Origin of the sequence: Tepidicella baoligensis (assembly GCF_013432195.1) — a bacterium.
Taxonomy (GTDB): Bacteria; Pseudomonadota; Gammaproteobacteria; order Burkholderiales; family Burkholderiaceae_C; genus Tepidicella; species Tepidicella baoligensis.
This window is the reverse complement of sequence record NZ_JACCDB010000001.1, coordinates 32,735-56,290: the sequence shown is the minus strand read 5'-3', so window position 1 is coordinate 56,290 and position 23,556 is coordinate 32,735. Positions and strand designations below refer to the sequence as shown.

The window sequence follows — 23,556 nt, the reverse complement described above, 5'->3', positions numbered from 1 at the left end:
TATGAAACGTTTTACCGTGAAACAAGTCGCCGTGCTGGGCGCTGGCGTGATGGGGGCGCAAATCGCCGCGCATCTCGTCAATTGCCAAGTGCCTGTCGTGTTGTTCGACCTGCCGGATACGAAATCGGCCGACAAGAACGGCATCGTCACCCGCGCCATCGCCAACCTCAAGAAGCTCAAGCCCAGCCCGCTCGGGGTGGCCAGCGATGCCGACCTGATCCAGCCCGCCAACTACGAGGAGCATCTGGAGCGGCTGCGTGAATGCGATCTCATCATCGAAGCCATCGCCGAGCGCATGGACTGGAAGCGCGACCTGTACGCCAAGATCGCCCCTTATGTGGCCGAGGGCGCGCTGCTGGCCTCCAACACCTCGGGCCTGTCCATCGGGGCGCTGTCCGAGGCCTTGCCCGAAGCGTTGCGCCCGCGCTTCTGCGGCATCCACTTCTTCAACCCGCCGCGCTACATGCCCTTGGTGGAGTTGATCGCCACGCCAGCCACCCAGCCGCAGGTGCTGGATCAGCTCGAAGCCTTTGTGACCACCGGCCTGGGCAAGAGCGTGGTGCGCGCCAAGGACACCCCCAACTTCGTGGCCAACCGCATCGGCATCGCGGGCATGCTGTCCACCATGAAAGAGGCCGAGCGCTTTGGTCTGACCTTCGACGTGGTCGATGACCTGACCGGCAAGCGCCTGGGCCGTGCCAGCAGCGGCACCTTCCGCACCGCCGACGTGGTGGGCCTGGACACCATGGCCCACGTCATCAAGACGCTGCAGGACACCCTCAGCCCCGAGACCGACCCCTTCTACGGCAGCTTTGGCACGCCGGAGGTGCTCAAGGTGCTGCTGGAGCTGGGCCACCTGGGTCAGAAGACCAAGGCCGGTTTTTTCAAGAAGGTGGGGCGCGACATCCTGCGCTTCGATCTGCAGAGCAGGGACTATGTGCCCGCCGGCCAAAAGGCCGACGAGGTCTATGGCCGCATGCTCAAGAAGCCCGCCGCCGAGCGCCTGAAGCTGCTGCGCAACGCCGAGGGGCCGCAGGGCCAGTTCCTGTGGGCCATTCTGCGCAACGGCTTCCACTATGCCGCCGTGCACTTGGCAGCCATAGCCGACACCGCGCGTGACGTGGACCAGGCCATGCGCTGGGGCTTTGGCATGAAGCAGGGCCCCTTCGAGCTGTGGCAGGAGGCCGGTTGGCTGGAAGTGGCCCAGATGATCCAGGCCGACATCGACGCTGGCAAGGCGCTGTGCAACGCGCCCCTGCCCGAGTGGGTGTTCAAGGGCCCCGTGGCCGAGCGTGGCGGGGTGCACCAGCCCGAAGGCTCCTGGAACCCCACGACCGGGCAGTTCCAGCCCAAGCGCGATCTGCCGGTGTACCAGCGCCAGCTTTTTCGCGAACAACTGCTGGGCGAAAACGCCCCGGTGTTCCAGACCGCCGGCAAGACCATCCATGAGGACGCCGACATCCGCCTCTGGACGCTCGATGACGAGGTGTTGATCGCCAGCATCAAGAGCAAGATGCATGCGATCGGCCCCGGCGTGACCGAAGGTCTGAGCCGTGCCGTCGATCTCGCAGAAGCTGAGTATCAGGGTCTGGTGGTGTGGTCCGGGGACGAACCCTTCAGCGTGGGTGCCGATCTGCAAGCCGTCATGCCCGCCTTCATCGCGGCAGGCGTTGCGGCCATCGAGGACGTGGAGGCCGAGCTGCAGCGCGTCATGCTCAAGCTGCGCTACGCCCAAGTGCCCACCGTGGCCGCGGTGCGGGGCATGGCCTTGGGAGGCGGTTGTGAACTGGCGGTGCATTGCGCCAAGCGCGTGGCCCACATGGAGAGCTACATCGGCTTGGTCGAGGTGGGCGTGGGGCTGGTGCCGGGTGCTGGCGGCCTCACCTACATCGCCCGCCGGGCTGCCGAAAACGCCCAGGCCTCCACCGGCACCGATCTGCTGCCTTTCCTGACCGAAGGCTTCAAAGCCGCCGCCATGGCCACCGTGGGCACCAGCGCGTTGGAAAGCCGCAAGCTGGGTTACCTGCTGGACAGCGACATCATCGTGCCGCACAAGGACGAGTTGCTCTACGTGGCCATCGCCGAAGCCAAGGCGATGTTCAATGCCGGCTACCGCCCGCCGCTCAAGCGCCTGTTCCCAGTGGCCGGGCGGTCGGCCAAAGCCACTATCCTGGGCTCGTTGGTGAATATGCGCGACGGCGGCTATATCAGCCAGCACGACTTTCACATCGCCAGCCTGATCGCCCATGTGCTGACGGGAGGCGATGTCGAGGCCGGCACCCCGGTGAGCGAGGACTACCTCATGAAACTGGAGCGCCAGGCTTTCTGCAGCCTGATCGTACACCCCAAGACGCAAGCGCGCATCCTGGGCATGCTCAACACCGGCAAACCCCTGCGCAACTGAAGCGGAGCACCGACATGAAACCAGTTCAAGACGCCTACATCGTCGCGGCCACCCGCACGCCCATTGGCAAGTCGCACAAAGGCTATTTCAAGCATACCCGGCCTGACGACCTGTTGGCCCACATATTGCGCTCGGCGCTGGCCCAGGTGCCCAGTCTGGACCCGGCGGCGATCGAAGACGTGATCTGCGGCTGTGCCATCCCCGAGGCCCAACAGGGTTTGAACGTGGCTCGGGTGGGCGCCGTGCTGGCGGGCTTGCCCAAGAGTGTGGGCGGCATCACCGTCAACCGCTTCTGTGCGTCCGGCCTGAGCGCGGTCCAGATGGCCGCCGACCGCATCCGCGTGGGCGAGTCCGACGTGATGATCGCCGCTGGTGTGGAAAGCATGAGCATGGTGCCCATGATGGGCAACTCGCCCAGCCTGTCGCCCACCATCTTTGCCAACACCGACAACGTGGAAGACTACGGCATCGCCTACGGCATGGGCCTGACCGCCGAGAAGGTGGCCCAGCAGTGGAAGATCAGCCGCGAAGCGCAGGATGCCTTCGCCTTGCAGTCGCACCAGCGTGCACTCAAGGCCCAGCAAGCTGGCGAGTTCAGCGACGAAATCACGCCGGTGGAAGTCATCCAGCGCGATCTGGACCTGGCCAGCGGTGAAGTGCGCCTCAGCACCCGTGTGGTGAATCTGGACGAAGGCCCTCGCCCTGACACCTCGCTCGAAGGGCTGGCCAAGCTCAAGCCGGCGTTCGCCATTCCGCGCCGGGCGGACCTGACGCCCACCGGACTGGGATCCGTGACCGCTGGCAACAGCTCGCAGACATCGGACGGTGCCGGGGCGTTGATCCTGGCCAGCGAGGCCGCCGTCAAGCGTTTTGGACTCACGCCGCTGGCCCGTTTCGTCAGCTATGCCAGCCGTGGAGTGCCTCCGCACATCATGGGCATTGGTCCCATCGAAGCCATTCCAGCGGCGCTCAAGGCCGGTGGCCTGTCGCAGGACGATCTGGATTGGATCGAGCTCAACGAGGCGTTCGCCGCCCAGTCGCTGGCGGTGATGAATCAGCTTGGGCTGGATCCCGCCAAGGTCAACCCGATCGGGGGCGCCATCGCACTGGGCCACCCGCTGGGAGCCACGGGCGCTATCCGTTCCGCGACAGTGGTGCACGCGCTGCGCCGCCACAATAAGCGCTACGGCATGGTGACCATGTGCGTGGGCATGGGCCAGGGCGCTGCCGGTATCTTCGAGCGTGTCTGAGGCCGCCCGGTCACCAGATGTCACCCATCAGCCCGGTCCATGCCGGGCTTTTTCACGATAATCGATCGCCAACCGGAGACTTTTCCCCATGTCCGACATCCTCGTTCACACCGAAGACGGCGTCACCACGCTGACCATCAACCGTCTGGCCCGCAAGAATTCCCTCACCGCCGCCATGTACGCCAGCCTGGCCGATGCGCTGGAGCAAGCGCAAGCAGATGCGTCCGTGCGCGTGGTGGTTGTGCAAGGGGATGAAACCGTGTTCAGTGCCGGCAACGACCTGGGGGACTTTCTTCACCAGCCTCCAGCGGGCGAAGACGCGCCGGTGTTCCGTTTCCTGCGTAACATCGCCAGCTTTCCGAAACCCCTGGTGGCGGCGGTGTGCGGCCCGGCCGTGGGCATCGGCACGACCATGCTGTTCCATTTCGATCTCGTCTATGCCGGGGACAACGCGGCGTTCTCCATGCCCTTCGTGAACCTGGGCCTGTGTGCCGAAGGCGCGTCCAGCCTGCTGGCACCGCAGATGTTCGGCTACCACCGTGCCGCCGAAGCACTGCTGCTCGGCGAGCCCTTCTATGCGGAAGCGGCGCTGGAAGTGGGGTTGGTCAACAAGGTGTTGCCGCCGGCCGAGGTCAACGCCTACGCCGCACAGGTGGCCCGCAAACTCGCCGCCAAGCCCTCGAGTTCGCTGCTCGAAACCAAACGCCTCATGAAAAAAGGCCAGCAGGCCCTGGTGCTCCAGGCCATGTCGGAAGAGGGCGCCATTTTCGGTCGTATGCTGCGCGAGCCTGCAGCCAAAGAAGCATTCGCCGCTTTCATGGAAAAGCGTGCTCCGCGCTTTCAGTAACCACGTGCACCACGTTTCCATTCAAAGCGCCAACCGGATTTCACCCCAATATGAGCAAGACCATCGTCCATCCCCCGGTCCAGCCGGTGGTATTCGAGCCCGAATTCATCGAGGGCGTGCGGCAGATCTTCGAGCAAAAGGTCGTGTTCAATAGCGTGATCGGGCTCAAGATCACATCGATCACCCCAGAGCTCGTGACCGCCCGCATCGACATGCGCCACGAACTGGTGGGGCACTTTGCCTACAACCGCCTTCACGGGGGCGTGATCAGCGCTGGGCTGGACGCCATGGGTGGCCTGGCCGTGATCGCCGCCATCGGTGCCCGGCACATGGACGAAGCCCCCGAGCAGCGCCTGCACCGCTTCGCAAAGCTGGGCACCATCGATCTGCGTATCGACTACCTGCGCCCGGGCATCGGGGAGTGGTTCGAATTGCGTGCCGAAGTGCTGCGGCTGGGCTCACGCGTGGCCTCCACCCGCATGGGTTTTCACGGATCCGACGGCAAGCTGCTGGCCTGCGGGGCAGGGGCCTACATCGTGTCCTGAGTAACGTCTGGATGGCTCAGGGTTGGAGCAGGGTGTTGATGGGATCGAGGTCTTCGGCGCTGAGCACCCCGCTGGCTTGCTTCAGACGCAAGCCATTGACAAGCACGCTGTAGCGCGCATTGGCCAGATCGGCCTTGGTCTGGAACAGCTGGCTTTGGGCGTTGAGCACGTCGATGTTGATGCGCACCCCCACCTGGTAGCCGAGTTGGTTCGCCTCCAGGGCGCTTTGGCTGGACAGCTCGGCGGCCTCGAGGGCCTTCACCTGGCCCATGCCGGAGACGACGCCGAAATAAGCGGCCCGAGTCGTTTGGGCAATGGTGCGTTCGGCGGCATCGAGGTCGGCGCGCGCACGGTCTTGTAGAGCGAGCGCTTCGGCGATGCGATTCTGCACCGCCCCCCCCGTGTAGAGCGGCAGATTGAAGCGCACGCCGACGGTGGCGTTGTAGTCCCGGGCATAGGTGCCCGTCGGGTTCGGGCCTCGGGCGAACTGGTACTGCGCCACGGCGTCCAGAGTGGGCCCTTTGGCGGTTTCGGCACGGCGCACTTCAAGCTGCGCAATGTCCAATGCCCTGCGGGCCTGTCGCAGTTGAGGGTGGACGTTTTCGGCGCGACTGACCCAGGCATCGGCATCATCGGGTACGACGGCAGGCAGGGCTCTGCCCTCGGCGAGCCGCCAGGGCTGGGTATTGCTGCGGCCGACCAGTTGATCCAGCGCGAGTTTTTTGACACGCAGATCGTTCTCGGCCGCGATTTCCTGGGCTCTGACCAGATCGAAGCGCGCCTCGGCTTCGCGTGTGTCGGTGATGGTGGTGGTGCCGACCTCGAAGTTGCGTTGCGCCGCCGCCAGTTGTTCGGACACAGCGGCTTTTTGGGCCTTGACGAAGGTCAGGTTGTCCTCGGCGCCGAGGACGTCGAAATAGGCTTGAGCGGTGCGCACAATCAGGTCTTGCTCTGCGCTCTCCAGCCGGGCCTGCGCGATCTCGACCGATTTCAGCGCTTGTTCCAGGGCGATGCGGTTGCCCGGCCGGTACAGCGGGTGCGAGGCAGACACGCCGATGTTCTGGCTGTTGGTGGTGCGATCCTGGCTTGGGATGTTGCTGTCGGTGTTGGTCCAGTTGGCGCCTCCGTTCAGTTCGACGCTCGGCAGCACCCCGGCCCGAGCCTGCTCGGCCCGTGCCCGGTCGGCTTCGAACTGGGCCTGCGCAGCCAGGAACGTGGCGTCAAACCCGCGCGCCGCTTCGTACAGTTCTTTGAGACTTTGAGCGTGTGCCGGCAGGGCCAACAGTGCTGCTGCCATGGCGACTGTCGACCACACCTTTCCCTTCGGCCGGCGCCCGACGAGAAAGGCACCAGTGCGAGGCACTGACTGGATGTGAACAGGCGTGTGGGCGGTCATGGTGATTCGTCTTTCGAATGCAGGCGTATAACAGGCTTCAATAGCGCGGAACCGTCGGGTCCAGCTCGGCCGACCAGACGTCGATGCCGCCACTGATGTTGACGACAGGGTCGAAGCCCTGGTTTTTCAGAAAGTAGGCCACCTGCGCGCTGCGCCCCCCATGGTGGCACAAACAGGCAATGGGCCTGTGCCGGGGGAGTTCAGCCAGCCGGGCGGGCAGGCTGGCCATGGGCATGTGGACCAGATCGAAACCATCTGCCTTGACGCTGGCCAGTTGCACTTCCCATGGCTCGCGCACATCCAGCACCACAGGGCGTTCCTCCCCTTGTTGACGGCACTGTTCCAGCCATTGGGCAAGTTGAGCGGGACGGATGTGGTCCATCACGGGCGGCCTGTTCAGAATTGAAAGCGCGAGGGTTCCGGGAAGTGGCGCATGCGCGGGGCCACGATGTCCCAGGGCTGTTCGGTGTGGTAGGCGACTTCGCTGGAGCGGCGCACCAGGGTGGCGCGCATCATGGGCTCTTGGCCGACGATGGCAAACAGCCGCCCCCCCACCTTGAGCAGTTCCAGCAGGTCGGATGGCACCTCGGCAATGGAGCCGCTGACGATGATGGCGTCGTAGGGCGCTTCACTCACGCAAGCGGCGAAGCGGCTGGCGGCGGCATCGGCGACGCGAACCTCCACGTTGGTGATGCCTGCAGCCTTCAGGTTGGCTTGCGCCTGTTGAGCGAGCACCGGGTTGATTTCCAGGCTCAGCACATGGGCTGCCAGTTTGCCCATCAGGGCGGCCATGTAACCAGAGCCGGTGCCGATTTCGAGCACGTTGTCGGTGGGTTGCAAATTCAGGTCCTGCAGGGCACGAGCCTCCACTTTGGGGGGAAGCATACACTCACCCTCGACGGCCGGGCTGCTGAGAGGGATTTCCATGTCGGCCAGTGCCAAGGCCCGAAAGGCGGCGGGCACGAATTGTTCGCGCTTGACCTGAGCCAGCAGCCCAAGCACGCGCGCGTCCAGCACTTCCCACGGTCGAATCTGCTGTTCGATCATGTTGAAGCGGGCTTGTTCGAAGTCGAAAGCGGTGGCTGCGGTGCTCATGAATACTCCGTTGGGTATATTAGCCGATTCTTGTATATTCTACCGAAGCAAGGTTTCTGGCTCGGCTGGGAGTATGTGCGCAAATACGTCATGTCTTCGATGACTGTTTCAGCAACTGATGCAGGTGGTACAGGGTATCGAGGGCTTCTCGGGGGCTGAGGGTATCGGGGTCGATGGCGGCCAGCGCCTGCTCGACCGGGTGCGGTTCAGGCGTGGCGGCGGCTGGGGGGGGCGAGAACAGGTCCACCTGCAGTCGGGTACTGGCGCTGTGCGCCTCCAGCGCTTCCAGGGTGTGGCGCGCCTGCAGCACGACGGCAGCCGGCACGCCGGCCAGACGCGCCACTTGCACCCCGTAGCTGCGACTGGCGGGGCCGGGCTCGATCTGGTGCAGGAACACGATGTCGCGGCCTTGGCCTTCGACGGCGCTGACGTGCACATTCACGGCGGCATGGTGTTCGGCCGGGAACTCGGTCAACTCGAAGTAGTGGGTGGCAAAGAGGGTGAAGGCCTTGACCTTGTCGTGCAGGTGCGTGGCAATGGCCGACGCCAGCGCGAGGCCGTCGAAGGTCGAGGTACCGCGCCCGATTTCGTCCATCAGCACCAGGCTGTGTGGCGTGGCGTGGTGGAGGATTTGCGCGGCTTCGGTCATCTCCAGCATGAAGGTGGACTGCGCATTGGCGAGATCGTCGGCTGCGCCGATGCGGGTGTGGATGGCGTCCAGCGGGCCCAGGCGGCAGTAGGCCGCCGGTACGTAGCTGCCCATGCTGGCCAGCAGGGCGATCACGGCCACCTGCCGCATGTAGGTGGATTTACCCCCCATGTTGGGGCCGGTGATGATCTGCATCCGGGCCTTGGGGCCCATGACGGTGTCATTGGGAATGAAGGTGCCCGCACCGGTTTCCTGCAGGCGTGCCTCGACCACGGGGTGGCGCCCGGCACGGATTTCGATGCAAGGTTCGATGGCGAATTCGGGGGCAGTCCAGCCCAGGGTGAGCGAGCGCTCGGCCAGCGCGCACAGTGCATCCAGGGTGGCGATGGCCTGGGCGATGCGGCTCAGCCCGGGGATGTGCGCCTGCAACTGGTCCAGCACGCCTTCGTACAGCCATTTTTCGCGCGCCAGCGCGCGTTCCTGGGCGCTCAGGGCCTTGTCCTCGAAGGCTTTGAGTTCGGCGGTGATGAAGCGTTCGGCGTTCTTGAGGGTTTGGCGGCGACGGTAGTCGTCGGGCACCTTGTCGAGTTGGCCTTGTGTGACTTCGATGTAAAAGCCGTGAACCTTGTTGTACTGCACGCGCAGGTTGGCGATGCCGGTGCGTTCCCGCTCCCGGGCTTCGAGTGCGAGCAGGAAATCATCACAGTTGTTCTGGATGGAGCGCAACTCGTCGAGCTCGGCGTCGTAACCGTGATTGATCACGCCGCCGTCACGGATCAGGGCGGCGGGTTCGGGCAGCAGCGCGGCTTGCAGCAGCTCGGCGCAGCCGGGGGGCGGCAGCAGTTGATCGGCGAGCCGGGGCAGCAACTCGCCGCATGGGTGGGCGTCTGCCAGCAAGGCCTGCTTCAGAACATGGGCCAGCTCCTGTGTGCGCATCAGCGTTTGCGCCAGTCCTACCAGTTCGCGCGGGCGTGCCTGCCGCAGCGCGATGCGGGCGGTGATGCGTTCCACATCGCTCGCGCCTCTGAGAGCTTGACGCAGGGGGGCGTGCAGGCCATCGCGCAGGCGGCCAAGCGCTTCGAGCCGCTCGCGGGCCGGTGCGCGGTCGCGTGCAAGCTCCAGCATCCAGCGCTTGAGCTGACGGCTGCCCATGCCGGTCTGGCAGGTGTCGAGCAGCGAAAACAACGTGGGTGCATTTTCTCCCCGCAGCGTCTGGGTGAGCTCCAGGTTGCGGCGGGTGGTGTCAGGCAACTCGATCAGTTCTTGCGGGCGTGCGACCCGAAGCTGGCGCACGTGACTCAACGCGCGGCCCTGGGTGTGCTCGGCGTAGTCCAGCAGGGCGGAAGCGGCCGCGTGCGCCTCCGGCAGATCCTGTGCCCCCCAGCCCGTCAGGGTGCTGACCTGCAATTGATCGCAGAGTTTACGCGCCCCGAGCGATGCATCGAACGCCCAGGCCGGGCGCAAGGACAGCGAGAGTCGGGTGCCCGAGCCGTGACCACTGAGTGCGGACCACTGGCGCTGCATGTCCTGTAGCTCTTGTTCGAAAGCGGGCGTGACCTCGGCGCTGTGCAGCAACTCGCTCGGGCCGATGCGTGCCACCCACGAGCGCAGTTCCGTGCGCGGGCACTGGGCCAGGTGGACGATGCCTTGCGTCAGGCTGAGCCAAGCCAGTCCACAGGTGTGGCGGCTGCCCATGTGCACGGCCAGCAGCACGGATTCGCTTTTGTCGCTGAGCAGCTCGGCATCGGTCAGCGTGCCGGGCGTGACCACGCGCACCACCTTGCGTTCGACGGGCCCCTTGCTGTTGGCCGGGTCGCCGATCTGTTCGCAGATGGCCACCGACTCGCCCAACTTGATGAGCCGGGCCAGATAGGTCTCGACCGAATGGAAAGGCACGCCGGCCATGACCACAGGCGCACCGGCCGACTGGCCACGGCGCGTCAAAGTGATGTCGAGCAGGCGAGCGGCCTTTTCGGCGTCATCGTAGAACAGCTCGTAGAAATCCCCCATGCGGTAGAACAGCAGGGTGTGCGGGTGATCCGCTTTCAGGCGCAGGTACTGCTGCATCATGGGGGTGTGGTTTTCCAGCTCCCCCACCCCTGCAGGTAGAAGCCTGGGTTCACCGCCATGATCATCTCGTGTCTTTGTCATTCAGCTACTTGGGGAGACTTTGCCGGCGTCGATCACCTTGACTGCCCGCCCACGACCTTCATCTGTCAGCGCGGCCTTGACGCCACGGTCTCCCGCCACAGTGTCGGCCCGCCGGTTCGGGTAGGCGTACAGCATAGCAGTTTGCGCAGGTGATCAGCCTACGTTGCGCCGGTTCAGCTCCAGCCGGGTGATGTAGCGCTGGATGAGGTTTTCCGCGCCGGCCGACAGCCGGGTGAACCTGCATCCCACCTTGCGCCGGACGGTGCCGCTGCGGGTGTGGATGTCGGCGATATGCCGAACTTCCAGATCCACGCTGACGACACCCATGTCGTCGAGTTGGAGCCGGCATTCGGGCAGACGAAGCCCTCGCTCCCAGGTGTGGGAGGTGCCGCTGGGCAGCTCGAATGCCACGCCCCCCAGGGAAATGTCGATCAGCTTGATGGGGATGCGTTGCGCCGATCGGTCAGAGGGACGCGGGCCGGCCTGGGGTGAGCTGGGGATCTCGCCATGCACAGCGTGGCCGACCGGAATCGGCATGCGGTGACAGTCCCGCCGTTGCAGGCGATGCAACCGGGTCGGCAGGGCGGAGGCAAAAGCGGGCAGGCCCTCGTGCATGACTTCACGCAGCGGCCCCAGCGCACACTTGAGTTCGACTCCATCCATCATGCTGGTGAACAGCACATTGGGGGCTGCAAGGAGGCGCTGGTTGGTGCGGGCGTCCGGGCCCACGTCGAACACCAGGTCGCCGTTGTCCCGCACCTCCAGCACCACCGAGACGATCGAGTCCGACGGACCGTACCACAACCGCACACGCTCGCCGTGTTTGCACAGGAGCCGGAACTGCTGCCGGATGTCGAGCGGGTACTGGATCCAGTAGGGGCTGTTCTCGCCGGGCAGCCGGTTGACGTCAGTCCGCGCTTCCATGTCGGGGGTCGTCCTGGGCTTCTGGGGCGATGGCCGCTGCCTGACGCACGGCGGCCTTGTCACCGGCGCTGGCGAACTTGCTGTATTTGCCCAACAGGTTGGCCATTTGGCCGTAGATGCGTGGGTTGGCCGCCATGCATTCGCGCTGTTCCAGAAAATCGGCCTCGCCCGTGAAGTTGCCGACCAGCCCCCCGGCCTCGGTGACGAGCAGGGCGCCGGCCGCCACGTCCCAAGGGCTGAGACCGGCTTCGAAGAAACCGTCGGCAAACCCCGCAGCCACGTAGGCCAGGTCGAGTGCCGCCGCGCCGGGGCGGCGCACGCCGGCCACCTTGGGCATCACGTCCTGCAGCATCTGCATGTAGGTCTGGAAATGGTCGCCCGGGCGGAACGGAAAGCCGGTGCTGATCAGGCAGTCGCGCAACTGGGTACGCTTGGCCACGCGGATGCGCCGGTCGTTGAGGTAGGCTCCACGACCACGCGTGGCACAGAACAGGTCGTTTCGGGTCGGGTCGTACACCACGGCCTGTTCGGTTCGACCGTTGACCGCCAGCGCGATGCTGACGCAGTAAACCGGAAAGCCGTGAATGAAGTTGGTGGTGCCGTCCAGCGGGTCGATGATCCACACATGGCCTTTGTCGCGGCCTTTGCCCTCCCGTCGGCCCGACTCCTCGGCCCAGATGCCGTGGTCGGGGTAGGCGCTCAGCAGTGTGTCGATGATGGTCTGCTCGGCCGCATGGTCCACCTCGGTGACGAAATCGTTCGTTTGTTTGGCCGATACCCGTACCGATTCGATATCGAGCGAGGCCCGGTTGATGACGGTGCCGGCGGCGCGCGCAGCCTTGATGGCCACGTTGAGCATGGGGTGGAGATGGGAGGACATAAATTGTGTGAGGAGCGGGCATGGGCTGTTCGATGACAGCGACAATACCGCATTTTACCGGCCGCCTTCAGGTCGGGACAACCCGAACGGCATCTGCTTGCATTCCCCATGGCTTCAGCCACCCGCTTCATCCTGATCGAGACCAGCCACGCCGGCAACGTGGGGGCGACGGCCCGCGCGATGAAGGTGATGGGCTTCGACGATCTGGTGCTGGTGCGCCCACGCTGGCCGGGTGTGCTGCACTGCGAGGAGGCGGTCGAGCGATCGAGCGGAGCCGCCGATGTGCTGAGCAAGGCCCGGATCGTGGAAACGCTGGACGAGGCCCTGGACGGCATGACCCACCTGTGCGCCACGGCCATGACGCCGCGCGATTTCGGCCCGCCGACCCGCGCCCCCCGGGCGCATCTGGAGGCGCTCAGCCAGACGCATGCCCCGGCAGGGGTGGCCTTTTTGTTCGGCTCGGAGCGCTACGGCATGCGCAACGAGGATGTGTACCGTTGCCACGTGTGCCTGAGCATTCCCACGGCGCCCGACTACGGTTCGCTGAATCTGGCGGCGGCGGTGCAGTTGATCGCCTACGAATGGCGAATGGCGTTGGGCGGCTTCCATGTCTCTGCCGTCCCTTCGGCCCACGAGTCGGCGCAGCGCCCAGCCGACGCCCAGATGCTGGCCGCGATGTTGCGGCATTGGGAGCAGGCGCTCGTGGCCGTGGATTATCTGGATCCGGCTGCTCCGAAAAAACTCATGCCTCGGTTGCAGCAATTGTTCAATCGGGCCCAGCCGACCGAGGCAGAAGTCCATATTCTGCGCGGGGTGGCGCGCGCCATGCTGGAGACCGCGGCGCGCGCAAAGCGCTAGACTGATGCCATGTTTGCCCGCCTCAAGTCCGACATCGACTGCATCCTGGAACGCGATCCGGCAGCGCGCTCGCGCTGGGAAGTGCTGACCTGCTACCCAGGCCTGCATGCCGTGGTGTTGCATCGGCTGGCGCATGCCTGCTGGAACGCCGGGTTCAAATGGTTGGGGCGCTGGATCTCTCACTGGAATCGCTGGCTCACCGGCATCGAAATCCATCCCGGCGCCCAATTGGGCGAGCGTGTCTTCATCGATCATGGCATGGGCGTGGTGATCGGAGAGACGGCCGAAATCGGGGACGGCTGCACCATTTACCACGGCGTCACGTTGGGGGGAACCTCGCTGTACAAGGGGCAAAAGCGTCATCCCACGCTCGGGCGCAACGTCGTGGTGGGTGCAGGCGCCAAGGTATTGGGCGGCTTCACCGTGGGGGATGACGCCAAGATCGGCAGCAATGCCGTGGTGACCAAGCCCGTTCCCGCGGGTGCCACGGCCGTGGGCAATCCGGCGCGCATCATCCAGGCCGAGGCCGATGCCCGGCGCGAGGAGGCCGCTTCCAAGATGGGCTTTTCCGCTTATGGCGTGACGCAGAACGATGACCCGCTGTCACAGGCTTTGCGCGGGCTCATCGACAGCGCGGCAGGCCATGAGCATCAGATCGCGCTGCTGTGGCAGGCCATCGAGAAGCTGGCATGCGCCAAAGCGCCGGGCCTGCCGCCCGATGCCGCGCGCGAAGAGCACTTCGAGGCGAAAAAGCTCAGCGATCTGGTCGGCAAGTAAGCCGGGCGGGCGGCTCAGGCGCGCGGCGCGCGCACCGCGTTCTTGGGCCGAAACGCCTTGCAGACCTCGTCGTGGGTTTCCAGGTAGGGCCCGCCGATGAGGTCGATGCAGTAGGGCACAGCCGCAAAGATGCCGTGCACCACGGGCTGGCCTTCGGCGTCTTTGAGCCCTTCGAGCGTTTCGGCGATGCTCTTGGGCTGACCCGGCAGGTTGATGATCAGCGTCTGCTCGCGGATCACCGCCACCTGGCGCGACAGGATGGCCGTGGGCACGAAGCGCAGGCTGATCTGGCGCATCTGTTCACCGAAGCCAGGCAGTTCCTTGTGCGCCACGGCCAGCGTGGCTTCGGGGGTCACGTCACGCTGGGCCGGGCCGGTTCCTCCCGTGGTGAGCACCAAGGCACAGCCGGCATCCACCAGCTCGATCAAGGTCTGGCTGATGACGGCCTGCTCGTCGGGGATGAGGCGGGCCTCGAAGCTGAGGGGGTTTTTCAGCGCTCGGGTGAGCCAGTCCTGCAGGGCGGGCAGGCCCTTGTCCTGATAGACGCCGGAGCTGGCGCGGTCGCTGATGGAAACGATGCCGATCTTGACGGGGTCGTGGGTGCTCATGGTTGGGATGCTGCCTGGGCGTCCAGGCGTTCACGGACGATTTGAAAGATTTCTCGGTAGCTTCTGCCGTGGCGTTGGGCTTCGCCCGGCCGTTCCGCTGCACGCTGGGCCTGCGCGTCTTTGCGGGCCTGGCGGATCAGTGAGCGCAGATGTTGCAGGTCGGCATCGGGGTCCAGGGTCAGCCAATCTTGCAAGGCCTGATCGTCGGCGATGAGTCGCTCGCGCCACTGCTCGGCCTGGTGCAGGCGCAGGGTGTCGGCGGCGCTGCTCTGGTGTTGCACTTGCAGCGCGGTTTCAATGGCGGCCACGGCGTCGTCATCGAGCTGGCGCATGAGCTTGCCGATGAATTGCATCTGTCGGCGCTTGCCTTCGAAGTGGGTGATGCGCTTGGCCTCGGCAATGGCCTCGATGAGCTTGTCCGGCAGATCGAGTGTGTCCATGAGCCCGGGGCGCAGCGTGAGCAACTGCTCGCCCAGCGCCTGCAGGCGGTCGCTTCGTTTTTTCAGGTCGGTCTTGCTGACCTCGACGTCGCCCTTGAGTGCGCGTTTGAGTTCGAGGTCGAGTTCGCTGCCCTCTGCAACGAAATGGCCTTTGACGAAGTAGCCTTTGGTGGGTTTGCGTGCCATCCAAGTATCATAGCCGCCAGCATGAAAAAGACGCGCTCTCCCCGTTCCCCCAAGCCTGCCGCTTCTGCCGAACCAGGTTTTCAGTATGCCCGCAGCGAGTTCGAAGCGCTCGCCGACCTGGCCCTGACCCATGCCCGCCAATTGGGCGTCGCCGATGCGGGGGTCGAGGTTTCGGAGGGTTCGGGCCTGAGCGTCTCGGTACGCAAAGGTGCCCTGGAGAACGTGGAGCGCAACCGCGACAAGTCGCTGGGCGTGACCGTGTACCTGGGGCAACGCCGTGGCAACGCCTCCACCTCGGACTTTTCTCCCGCCGCCATCCGCCAGGCGGTGCAGGCCGCCTACGACATTGCGCGCTTCACCGCCGAAGACCCGGTGGCCGGTTTGCCCGACGAGCAGGATGTGGCCAACAGCTACCCCGACCTGGAGCTGTTTCACCCCTGGAACCTGTCGCCCGAAGAGGCGGTGCAGATCGCGCTGCGTTGCGAGGCGGCGGCCTTTGCCACCAGCCGGTTGATCACCAACAGCGAAGGAGCCGGGGTGTCGGCCCAGCAATCGCACTTCTACACCGAGCACATGCGCGGCGGCGAACGGGGACGCGAAGGCATTTTCCGGGGAGGTTATGCCAGTTCCCGGCACAGCCTGTCGGTGGCTCCCATCGCTGGCAAGGGCGCGGGCATGCAGCGCGACTATTGGTTCAGCTCCATGCGTTCACCGCTCGACTTGGCGAGCCCCGAGGCCGTGGGCGAGTACGCCGCGCGGCGCGCGTTGGCCCGGCTGAAGCCCCGCAAGATCGCCACCACCGAATGCCCGGTGCTGTTCGAAGCGCCGCTGGCGGCCGGGCTGCTCGGGGCCTTCGTGCAGGCGGTCAGTGGTGGCGCGCTCTACCGCAAGACCAGCTTCCTGGTGGACAGTCTGGGGCGGCAGGTGTTTCCCAAGCACATCGATTTGTACGAGGATCCGCTCATCATCGGCGGCAAGGGCAGTGCGCCGTTCGATGACGAAGGGGTCAAGACCGTGGCGCGTCAAGTCGTCAGCGCCGGCTGCGTCAAGGGCTATTTCCTGTCCACCTACTCGGCACGCAAGCTCGGCATGCGCACCACCGGCAATGCGGGAGGCTCGCACAACCTGTACCTGCGCAGCCGCCTCACCGATCCCGCCGATGACTTGGACGCCATGCTGCGCAAACTGGGAACCGGCCTGTTCGTGACCGAACTGATGGGGCAGGGTGTGAATTACGTGACGGGTGACTACTCCCGTGGCGCGGCTGGCTTCTGGGTGGACAACGGCCAGATCGCCTATCCGGTACAGGAAATCACCATCGCGGGCAACCTCAAGGACATGTTCCTGGGCATGGAAGCCATCGGTGCTGACGAGTACGCCTACGGCGCCAAAAACGTGGGCTCCGTGCTGATCAACCGCATGAAGGTGGCGGGCAGCTGAGTCCTGAGCCTGGGGCCTCGGCCACGCAAACAGAACCGCTCAGGGCAGTGGCTGAGGCTGCACCGGCTGGCCCCATAGCCGGGCGATCAGGCAGGCGGCTTGTGAGGTGTCGGCACTGGTCCAGAAGGTCACGTCAGCGGCCGTTTCTGCCCCGGCCGGGGCGGCCAGCCCCGCTTGCGCGAGTCGCCGACCCAGTTCTCTTGCCACGGCGGCGGCAGGGTCGATGATCTGTACGCCATCCCCTGCCAGCCGCTGGATCACCGGAGCCAGAAAGGGGTAGTGGGTACAACCCAACACCAGGGTGTCGGCCCCCTGTGCCAGCAGTGGGTTGACGTATGCGGCGACCGCCGCTTCGGTGTCGGGCCCGTCCAGCAGCCCGCGCTCCACCCGCTCCACCCAACCCGGACAGGCTTGCAGCAGGACCCGCTTGCCTTGGGCATAGGTGTCCACGAGCCGGGCCAGACCAGGGCTGGCGACGGTTTGTCGGGTGGCCAGGACGCCAATGACACCGCTGCGCGTGGACTGCGCCGCCGGCTTGACGGCCGGCTCGATGGCGACAATCGGGGTTTGCGGGTAATGCTGCCGAAGGCGTTCGATCATCAGGCCGGTGACGGTGTTGCAGGCTACCACGATGGCCTTGGCCCCGCAGCCACGCAGGTGATCGATGAGGTGACGGACGCGCGCCTCGATGAAATCGGCGGATTTTTCGCCATAGGGCGCATGACCCGAGTCGGCGACATAGACCAGAGCCTCCGTCGGCCATTGGGCATGGATTTCCCGCAGCACCGACAAGCCCCCCACGCCGGAGTCGAACACGCCGACGGGTGCCGCGGGGCCTGCGGATGTCATGGTTGGGGCGTCAGGTTGCCAGCGCGGCTTTCACGGCAGCAGATACCTGGGCCATGTCGGCCTGGCCCGCCAGCCGGGTCTTGGCCAGACCCATCAGCTTGCCTAGGTCGGCAGCCGTCGGGGCGCGCCCCAGCTCGGCCGCGACGGTCGCCACGATGTCTTGCACCGCCGCCGCAATGGCGTCGGCGTCGAGGCGCGCCGGCAGGTAGCCTTGCAGGACCGCTGCCTCGGCCTGTTCGCGAGCGGCCAGGTCGTCACGGCCGGCCTGCTGGTAGGCGCTGATCGAGTCGCGGCGCTGCTTGAGCAGTTTTTCCAGCACGGCGACGACGCCTGCATCGTCCAGCTCGATGCGCTCGTCCACCTCGCGCTGCTTGATGGCCGCCAGCAGCAGCCGCAGGGTGCCGAGGCGTTCGGCGTCCTTGGCGCGCATGGCGGCCTTCATGTCTTCGGTGATCTGGTGTTTGAGGGACATGGTGGATTGCTTTTCTAACAGGCGCCGCAGTGGCCGAAACGACACAGCCCGCCGGAGCGTCCTCGAGCGGGCTGTGCAGGAGCGATGTGGCGATCAGTACAGGCGCTTGGGCAGCTGCATGGAGCGCACACGCTTGAAGTGGCGCTTGATGGCTGCGGCCTTCTTGCGCTTGCGCTCGGCGGTGGGCTTTTCGTAGAACTCGCGGGCGCGCAGGTCGTTGAGCAGGCCCAGCTTCTCGATGGTGCGCTTGAAGCGGCGCAGGGCGACGTCAAAAGGTTCGTTGTCTTTAACGCGGATGGTGGTCATTAGCTAATGGTTTCCGTTTTGCGCCGCGCCGGTGCTCGGGGAAGATCGGGCCCCGAACCCGTGTCGCGGCAAGTTTTCCCCGTCATCAGGTGATCACGGCCGACGGGGTTTTGCCAGCAAAGTCCAACATTATAGCGATTCTTCCTGGCGTGTGCAGGATGATTTCGGGCTACAGTTGCAAGGATTACACACAAAAGAGCGGAGAGTGAGCGATGTTTGAGTCGGCCGAAATCGGACAACGGGTGAGTAAAAAGCACTGGAAGGAAGAGTCTTTGCGGCTGCGGCATGCCTTGCTCGATGCTCAGTACCGCCTCCTGCAGGATGCCCGGTCCGCCGTGGTGATTCTGGTCAATGGGGTCGATGGTGCAGGGCGCGGCGAGACGGTCAACCTGCTCAACGAATGGATGGACCCGCGCCATATCCGTACCGAGGCGTTCGGCCCGATGACGGCGCTGGAGCGCCAGCATCCGGAAATGTGGCGTTTCTGGCAGGTGTTGCCGCCCAAGGGGCGCATCGGGATTTTGTTTGGGTCCTGGTACAGCGATCCCATTCGGGCCCACGTTCGCAAGGGCCAGAAGCGTGAGCGTTTCCTGCACCGCTTGGAGCGCATTCGCCAGTTCGAACGCATGCTGGTGGCTGAAGGGGTGGTGCTGGTCAAGCTGTGGTTTCACCTGTCCAAAAAAGCCGCCAAAGACCGCATGAAGCTGCTGGAGTCGGACCCCAAAACGGCCTGGCGGGTCACGCCCCAGCAACGTGAGAACATCCAGCACTACGATCGTTTCGTGCGTGTGAGTGAGGAGGCGTTGCGCAAAACGAGCATCGGGGAGGCGCCTTGGCTGGTGATCAACGGCAGCGATCCGGCTTATCGCTCGCTCAAGGCTGGGCAATACCTGCTGGATGCGCTCAACCATGCGCTGCAGCGTCCGGACCCAGTGCCGGGAGTGCCGGAAACTTTGCCTGCGACCCATGCCGTATGGGGGATGGGCGAGCGTGGGCTGCTGGCCGCGCAGGATTACGGTCGCCGCCTCAAGCGCAAGGTGTACGAGGACGAACTGGAGCGCTTGCAAGGGTGTCTGGCTCTGCTCAGTCGCGATCCGCGCATGCTCAAGCATTCGTTGGTGCTGGTGTTCGAAGGCATGGACGCGGCGGGCAAGGGCAGCACGATTCGGCGCATCACCCAGGCACTGGACGCACGCTTTTACCGCGTGGTGCCAGTGGCCGCGCCGAACGAAAACGAGCGGGCGCAACCGTATCTGTGGCGTTTCTGGCGCTACATTCCGGCGCATGGCAAGGCGGTGATCTTCGATCGCTCCTGGTATGGGCGGGTGCTGGTGGAGCGCGTGGAGGGGTTGTGCTCGAGTCAGGACTGGATGCGCGCCTATGGCGAGATCAATGAATATGAGGAGCAGCTGGCGGAGTCAGGGGCGGTGATCGTCAAGTTCTGGTTGGCGATCACGCCCGAAGAGCAGCTCAGGCGCTTCAAAGACCGCGAGGCAACGCCGCACAAGAACTACAAGATCACCGAGGAAGATTGGCGCAACCGCGAGAAGTGGCCGCTGTACGAGCGCGCCGTCGAGCAGATGGTGGATCGCACCTCGACCCGGATAGCGCCCTGGCACATCGTGGCGTCGGACGACAAGCTGTGGTCGCGCATCGAGGTGCTGCGTCTGCTCTGCGAGCGGCTGGAGCAGGGGCTGGACAAGACGCCTGTCAAGAACTGATGGGCAGCGCCTGGGCGCAGGCGTAGGCGCTGGCCCAGGCCCACTGGAAGTTGTAGCCGCCCAGCCAGCCGGTCACGTCCACCACCTCGCCGATGAAGTACAGGCCGGGCTGCTGCGATTCCATGGTTTGCGAAGAAAGTTGCCGCGTGTCCACCCCGCCAGCCATGACCTCGGCCTTGGCATAGCCTTCGGTACCGGTGGGGGTGAGCGTCCAGCGGTGCAGGCTCTCGGCCAGTTGGGACAGGGCCTTGTCGGGTGTTTCGTTGATGGGGCGTTGCCAGTCGGCCCGGTGGGCGGTCCAGGTGTCGGCCAGCCGGTGCGGCAGGTGGTGGGCCAGTTCGTTGGGCAGCCGCTTGCGTGAGCGGGCCTTGGCTTCTTGCAGCAGGGGCTCCATTGGGGCATCGGGGTGCAGGTCGATGCTCAGCGGTGTGCCCGGCTTCCAGTAGCTGGACATCTGCAGCACGGCCGGGCCGCTCAGGCCCCGGTGGGTGAACAGCAGGTCTTCGTCAAACACCTGGCGCTGTTTTTTTTCGCCGGTGGCTATGCGCACCGGCAGCGCCAGCCCCGCCAGCTCGGCAAACGGGGCCCAGGCAGCGGGGTCGAAGGTGAGGGGCACGAGCGCGGGCCGTGGCTCCACCACGTTCAGACCAAACTGGCGCGCCAGGCGCAGGCCAAAGTCGGTGGCGCCGATCTTGGGCACGGGCAGACCCCCGGTGGCCACCACCAGCGCGGGCGCACTCACAGGCCCCCGGTCGGTCTGCACGGTGTAGCGCGTCGCGGTGTGGGCGTCGGCATAGGCCACCCCGTGCACCGCACAGGGCTGCCAGCGGGTCACGCCACCAGCGTCGCATTCCTTGAGCAGCACGTCGATCAGGTCTTGCGCGGAGCGGTCGCAAAACAGCTGGCCTTTGTGTTTTTCATGGAAGGGCACGCCGTGGCGCCGCAGCAGGTCGATGAAATCGGCCGGGGTGTAGCGCGACAGGGCAGAGCGGCAGAAGTGCGGGTTGTCGCTCAGAAAGTGCTTGTGCGGCTGGCGCGGGTCGAGGTCGCGGTTGGTGAAGTTGGCCCGCCCCCCACCCGAGATGCGGATTTTCTCGGCCACCTTGGGCGAGTGGTCGATCAGCAGCACCTTCAGCCCACGCTGACCCGCCACGCCCGCGCAGAACAGGCCTGCGGCGCCCGCGCCGATGATGATCACGTCAAATGGCATGGGCGGATGATCGGGGGTGGTGGGCTTGACCTTCTGGCGGCGCCGCGCCGTGACACGCACAGGCCTCGCCCTGTGCGGCGGCGACCAGTTCCTTCAGGATGCCGCAATGCCCGGCATTGGTTGCCTGGCAACGGGATCTCAGCAGCAGCAATTGCTTTTCCAATGCGAGCATGCTCTGCAATCGGGCGCGTACCCTGGCCAGTTGCGCATCCACCAGCTCATTGACCTCGCCACAGTGGCTGTCCGGTTCGTCCAGGAAGGACAGGAGGCGGGCCACATCCGCCAGTGGCATGTCGAGCGCCCGGCAGTGGCGGATGAACGACAACCGTTCCAGATGCAGGGACGTGTAGTCGCGGTAGCCGTTGTCGCGCCTGGCCGCTGACGGCAGCAGCCCCTGCTTTTCATAAAAGCGTATCGTCTCTGCATCCACGCCCGTGGCTCGGGCCAGCTCCTTGATCTGCATCCAATCTCCCGCTTCGGGTTGGGGGAGTTGACATTGTAGTCACTACAAGGTTTCCAATCCATGGACAGATTCATTGCCAGGTGCCGATATGCCAGCTCATTGTTGCTCACACGATGCCCCACAGGCGGCATCCATCGTTCATCTGGGCCGTTACCGTCGCATCCTGTGGATCGCGCTGTGGGTCAATGCGATCATGTTTCTGGTCGAGGTCGGCGCTGGTCTGCAAGCGGGGTCGTTGTCGCTGCTGGCCGATGCCGTGGACTTTGCTGGCGATGCCATGAACTATGGGGTCTCGCTGGCCGTGCTGGCCTCCGCACTGGCTTGGCGGGCACGTGCGGCACTGCTCAAGGCCGTCAGCATGATGGGGTTTGGGCTGTACGTGCTGGGCTCGGCGCTGTGGTCGGTCTGGCATGGGGACGTTCCCCAAGCCATGACCATGGGTATCGTGGCGATCATGGCGCTGCTGGCCAACCTGGGAGTGGCTGGGTTGCTGTACGCCTTCAGGGAAGGCGATGCCAACATGCGCAGCGTCTGGCTGTGTTCACGCAACGACGCGATCGGTAACGTGGCGGTGCTGGTCGCGGCGCTGGGGGTGTTCGGCACCGGGACGGCGTGGCCCGACCTGATGGTCGCCAGCCTGATGGCAGGGCTCGCTTTGCATGGGGGGTGGACCGTGCTCAGGCAGGCGCTCATGGAGCTTCGTGAGGATGCGCTGTCTCCAGAGGACCAGGACCAGGGCCATGGCGTTTGACAGGGCTGGCATCAGACGGGCGGCAGACCATGGCGCGCGCGGGCGCGAGCACACGCGTCGCTGCCTTCGGCGAATTCCCGGCACGGCGAAGGCCGCCATTCGTAAATGGCGCAGCCCACTTTTTCACCCACCTTCCCGGTGAGGGCCGTGCAACGGATGGGCACGTGGTCGGTGCCGCGCATGCGGCAGGTGTTGCCGTTCACTTCCACCGTCAGGCCCGAGGGCACCTGCCCGCCTTCGGTGTCGAGCTCGTAGAGGGAAAAGTCCACGCGGAAGTGGGCGCAGCAGGCGCCGCAGCTTTGGCAGGCACTCATGGGGCAGCAGGGACACCAAGGCTGAAAGAAGGAGGGGGTTTACAGCCGGCCCAGCAGCAAATACTCCATCAATGCCTTCTGCACGTGCATGCGGTTCTCGGCTTCGTCCCACACCACGCTTTGTGGGCCGTCGATCACGTCGGCCGTCACTTCCTCGCCCCGGTGGGCGGGCAGGCAGTGCATGAACAGGGCATCGGGCTTGGCCACGGCCATCATCTCGGGGGTCACGCACCAGGCGGCGAAGGCCTTCATGCGGGCTTCGTTTTCGGCTTCGTAGCCCATGCTGGTCCACACGTCGGTGGTGACCAGGTCCGCACCACGGCAGGCTTCCATCGGGTCTTTGAACACCCTCCAGCAGCCGCCCCGGCTGACTCCGGCCACTTCGGGGTTGATTTCGTAGCCGCTGGGCGTGCTCACGTGTACCTGGAAGCCCAGGATGTCGGCGGCCTGCAGCCAGGTATTGGCCATGTTGTTGCCGTCACCCACCCAGGCCACGGTGATGCCCTTGAGCGCGTCCACGTCCAGCGAGCCATCGGCGCGCTTGCCCCGGTATTCCAGCCAGGTGAACAGGTCGGCCAGGATTTGGCAGGGGTGGAACTCGTTGGTCAGGCCGTTGATGACCGGCACACGCGAATGGGCCGCGAAGCGTTCGATCTTGTCCTGCCCGAAGGTGCGGATCATGACGATGTCGGTCATGCGGCTGATGACGCGCGCGCTGTCCTCGATCGGTTCGGCCCGGCCCAACTGGCTGTCGCCGGTGGTCAGGTGCACCACGCTGCCGCCCAGCTGGTACATGCCGGCTTCGAAGCTCACGCGGGTGCGGGTGCTGGCCTTCTCGAAAATCATGGCCAGGGTGCGGTCGGTCAGGGTATGGTGCTTCTGGTAGGTCTTGAACTTCTGCTTGATCAGCCAGGCGCGTGCCAGCAGATACGCGTAATCCTCGGCGCTGAAGTCCTTGAACTGCAGGTAGTGCCGGACCGGCACGGGGGGGGTGATGGAGGCGGACATGCGGGTGGCGTG

General features: G+C 65.2%; 25 protein-coding genes. 9 read left to right on the top strand and 16 right to left on the bottom strand.

Features of this window, described 5'->3' with window-relative positions:
• The first annotated feature begins 1 nt into the window (after nucleotide 1).
• The 4 genes from HZS63_RS00275 to HZS63_RS00260 all read left to right on the top strand — a co-directional run bounded on the left by HZS63_RS00275 (nucleotide 2) and on the right by HZS63_RS00260 (nucleotide 5,046).
• Complete coding sequence (locus tag HZS63_RS00275; RefSeq protein ID WP_180682025.1) at nucleotides 2-2,404, top strand: 3-hydroxyacyl-CoA dehydrogenase/enoyl-CoA hydratase family protein; 2,403 nt, start codon at nucleotides 2-4, stop codon at nucleotides 2,402-2,404.
• A 14-nt stretch (nucleotides 2,405-2,418) separates the two neighbouring features.
• The gene (locus tag HZS63_RS00270; protein ID WP_180682024.1) at nucleotides 2,419-3,654 is read left to right on the top strand and encodes an acetyl-CoA C-acyltransferase; all 1,236 of its coding nucleotides are present in this window, start codon (nucleotides 2,419-2,421) and stop codon (nucleotides 3,652-3,654) included.
• Nucleotides 3,655-3,742: 88 nt separating this feature from the next.
• Nucleotides 3,743-4,501 (top strand): enoyl-CoA hydratase, encoded by a 759-nt coding sequence (locus HZS63_RS00265; protein ID WP_180682023.1) that lies wholly within the window; start codon nucleotides 3,743-3,745, stop codon nucleotides 4,499-4,501.
• A 50-nt stretch (nucleotides 4,502-4,551) separates the two neighbouring features.
• Nucleotides 4,552-5,046 carry a thioesterase family protein gene (locus HZS63_RS00260; protein ID WP_180682022.1) on the top strand — a complete coding sequence of 165 codons (495 nt, stop codon included), beginning with the start codon at nucleotides 4,552-4,554 and terminating at the stop codon, nucleotides 5,044-5,046.
• A 16-nt stretch (nucleotides 5,047-5,062) separates the two neighbouring features.
• On the opposite strand, the gene HZS63_RS00255 is transcribed toward HZS63_RS00260, so the two are convergent.
• The 7 genes from HZS63_RS00255 to HZS63_RS00230 form a co-directional block, all read right to left on the bottom strand.
• Nucleotides 5,063-6,343 (bottom strand): TolC family outer membrane protein, encoded by a 1,281-nt coding sequence (locus HZS63_RS00255; protein ID WP_180682021.1) that lies wholly within the window; start codon nucleotides 6,341-6,343, stop codon nucleotides 5,063-5,065.
• A gap of 136 nt (nucleotides 6,344-6,479) precedes the next feature.
• Nucleotides 6,480-6,827, bottom strand: a complete 348-nt coding sequence (locus tag HZS63_RS00250) for a rhodanese-like domain-containing protein (protein ID WP_180682020.1) — start codon at nucleotides 6,825-6,827, stop codon at nucleotides 6,480-6,482.
• Between the two features lie 11 nt (nucleotides 6,828-6,838).
• Nucleotides 6,839-7,537, bottom strand: a complete 699-nt coding sequence (locus HZS63_RS00245; RefSeq protein WP_180682019.1) for a protein-L-isoaspartate O-methyltransferase family protein — start codon at nucleotides 7,535-7,537, stop codon at nucleotides 6,839-6,841.
• A gap of 88 nt (nucleotides 7,538-7,625) precedes the next feature.
• Entirely contained in the window at nucleotides 7,626-10,256 is a 2,631-nt protein-coding gene (gene mutS, locus HZS63_RS00240; RefSeq protein WP_180682497.1) for a DNA mismatch repair protein MutS, read from the bottom strand.
• 81 nt (nucleotides 10,257-10,337) lie between these two features.
• Entirely contained in the window at nucleotides 10,338-10,472 is a 135-nt protein-coding gene (locus tag HZS63_RS14070) for a hypothetical protein (RefSeq protein ID WP_281364015.1), read from the bottom strand.
• 18 nt (nucleotides 10,473-10,490) lie between these two features.
• Nucleotides 10,491-11,261, bottom strand: a complete 771-nt coding sequence (locus tag HZS63_RS00235) for a flagellar brake protein (protein WP_180682018.1) — start codon at nucleotides 11,259-11,261, stop codon at nucleotides 10,491-10,493.
• Nucleotides 11,245-12,141 (bottom strand): inositol monophosphatase family protein, encoded by an 897-nt coding sequence (locus HZS63_RS00230; RefSeq protein ID WP_180682017.1) that lies wholly within the window; start codon nucleotides 12,139-12,141, stop codon nucleotides 11,245-11,247. The genes HZS63_RS00235 and HZS63_RS00230 overlap by 17 nt, the downstream gene beginning before the upstream one ends.
• A gap of 108 nt (nucleotides 12,142-12,249) precedes the next feature.
• On the opposite strand from HZS63_RS00230, the gene HZS63_RS00225 reads away from it, so the two are divergent.
• Nucleotides 12,250-12,999: an RNA methyltransferase gene (locus tag HZS63_RS00225; RefSeq protein WP_180682016.1), complete on the top strand. Its 750-nt coding sequence runs from the start codon at nucleotides 12,250-12,252 to the stop codon at nucleotides 12,997-12,999.
• 9 nt (nucleotides 13,000-13,008) lie between these two features.
• The gene (cysE, locus tag HZS63_RS00220) at nucleotides 13,009-13,776 is read left to right on the top strand and encodes a serine O-acetyltransferase (protein ID WP_180682015.1); all 768 of its coding nucleotides are present in this window, start codon (nucleotides 13,009-13,011) and stop codon (nucleotides 13,774-13,776) included.
• Nucleotides 13,777-13,790: 14 nt separating this feature from the next.
• On the opposite strand, the gene mog is transcribed toward cysE, so the two are convergent.
• Both mog and yjgA read right to left on the bottom strand, forming a co-directional pair.
• Nucleotides 13,791-14,384 (bottom strand): molybdopterin adenylyltransferase, encoded by a 594-nt coding sequence (gene mog / locus HZS63_RS00215; RefSeq protein WP_180682014.1) that lies wholly within the window; start codon nucleotides 14,382-14,384, stop codon nucleotides 13,791-13,793.
• Nucleotides 14,381-15,010 (bottom strand): ribosome biogenesis factor YjgA, encoded by a 630-nt coding sequence (yjgA, locus tag HZS63_RS00210; RefSeq protein WP_180682013.1) that lies wholly within the window; start codon nucleotides 15,008-15,010, stop codon nucleotides 14,381-14,383. The genes mog and yjgA overlap by 4 nt, the downstream gene beginning before the upstream one ends.
• A gap of 21 nt (nucleotides 15,011-15,031) precedes the next feature.
• Here yjgA and pmbA point away from each other — a divergent pair, with 21 nt between their 5' ends.
• The gene (gene pmbA / locus HZS63_RS00205; RefSeq protein ID WP_180682012.1) at nucleotides 15,032-16,450 is read left to right on the top strand and encodes a metalloprotease PmbA; all 1,419 of its coding nucleotides are present in this window, start codon (nucleotides 15,032-15,034) and stop codon (nucleotides 16,448-16,450) included.
• 39 nt (nucleotides 16,451-16,489) lie between these two features.
• Here pmbA and murI read toward each other — a convergent pair whose 3' ends face one another.
• From murI to rpsU, 3 genes are all read right to left on the bottom strand, one after another.
• Nucleotides 16,490-17,299 (bottom strand): glutamate racemase, encoded by an 810-nt coding sequence (gene murI / locus HZS63_RS00200; protein WP_180682011.1) that lies wholly within the window; start codon nucleotides 17,297-17,299, stop codon nucleotides 16,490-16,492.
• Between the two features lie 10 nt (nucleotides 17,300-17,309).
• Complete coding sequence (locus HZS63_RS00195) at nucleotides 17,310-17,771, bottom strand: GatB/YqeY domain-containing protein (protein WP_180682010.1); 462 nt, start codon at nucleotides 17,769-17,771, stop codon at nucleotides 17,310-17,312.
• 93 nt (nucleotides 17,772-17,864) lie between these two features.
• Nucleotides 17,865-18,077, bottom strand: coding sequence for a 30S ribosomal protein S21 (gene rpsU, locus HZS63_RS00190; RefSeq protein WP_133598031.1), 213 nt, complete (start codon nucleotides 18,075-18,077; stop codon nucleotides 17,865-17,867).
• Nucleotides 18,078-18,289: 212 nt separating this feature from the next.
• Between rpsU and pap the strand changes: the two genes are divergently transcribed.
• Nucleotides 18,290-19,798 carry a polyphosphate:AMP phosphotransferase gene (gene pap / locus HZS63_RS00185; RefSeq protein WP_180682009.1) on the top strand — a complete coding sequence of 503 codons (1,509 nt, stop codon included), beginning with the start codon at nucleotides 18,290-18,292 and terminating at the stop codon, nucleotides 19,796-19,798.
• Here pap and HZS63_RS00180 read toward each other — a convergent pair.
• Nucleotides 19,788-21,008 carry a BaiN/RdsA family NAD(P)/FAD-dependent oxidoreductase gene (locus tag HZS63_RS00180; protein WP_180682008.1) on the bottom strand — a complete coding sequence of 407 codons (1,221 nt, stop codon included), beginning with the start codon at nucleotides 21,006-21,008 and terminating at the stop codon, nucleotides 19,788-19,790. The two genes, pap and HZS63_RS00180, sit on opposite strands and share 11 nt — an antisense overlap.
• Entirely contained in the window at nucleotides 20,998-21,471 is a 474-nt protein-coding gene (locus HZS63_RS00175; protein WP_180682007.1) for a Cd(II)/Pb(II)-responsive transcriptional regulator, read from the bottom strand. The genes HZS63_RS00180 and HZS63_RS00175 overlap by 11 nt, the downstream gene beginning before the upstream one ends.
• Before the next feature lie 88 nt (nucleotides 21,472-21,559).
• On the opposite strand from HZS63_RS00175, the gene HZS63_RS00170 reads away from it, so the two are divergent.
• Nucleotides 21,560-22,222, top strand: a complete 663-nt coding sequence (locus tag HZS63_RS00170) for a cation efflux transmembrane domain-containing protein (RefSeq protein ID WP_180682006.1) — start codon at nucleotides 21,560-21,562, stop codon at nucleotides 22,220-22,222.
• Nucleotides 22,223-22,233: 11 nt separating this feature from the next.
• On the opposite strand, the gene HZS63_RS00165 is transcribed toward HZS63_RS00170, so the two are convergent.
• Entirely contained in the window at nucleotides 22,234-22,536 is a 303-nt protein-coding gene (locus HZS63_RS00165) for a YkgJ family cysteine cluster protein (RefSeq protein ID WP_180682005.1), read from the bottom strand.
• Between the two features lie 39 nt (nucleotides 22,537-22,575).
• A complete protein-coding gene (argF, locus tag HZS63_RS00160) occupies nucleotides 22,576-23,544 on the bottom strand; it encodes an ornithine carbamoyltransferase (RefSeq protein WP_180682004.1) in 969 nt (322 codons plus the stop codon).
• Between the last annotated feature and the right edge of the window lie 12 nt (nucleotides 23,545-23,556).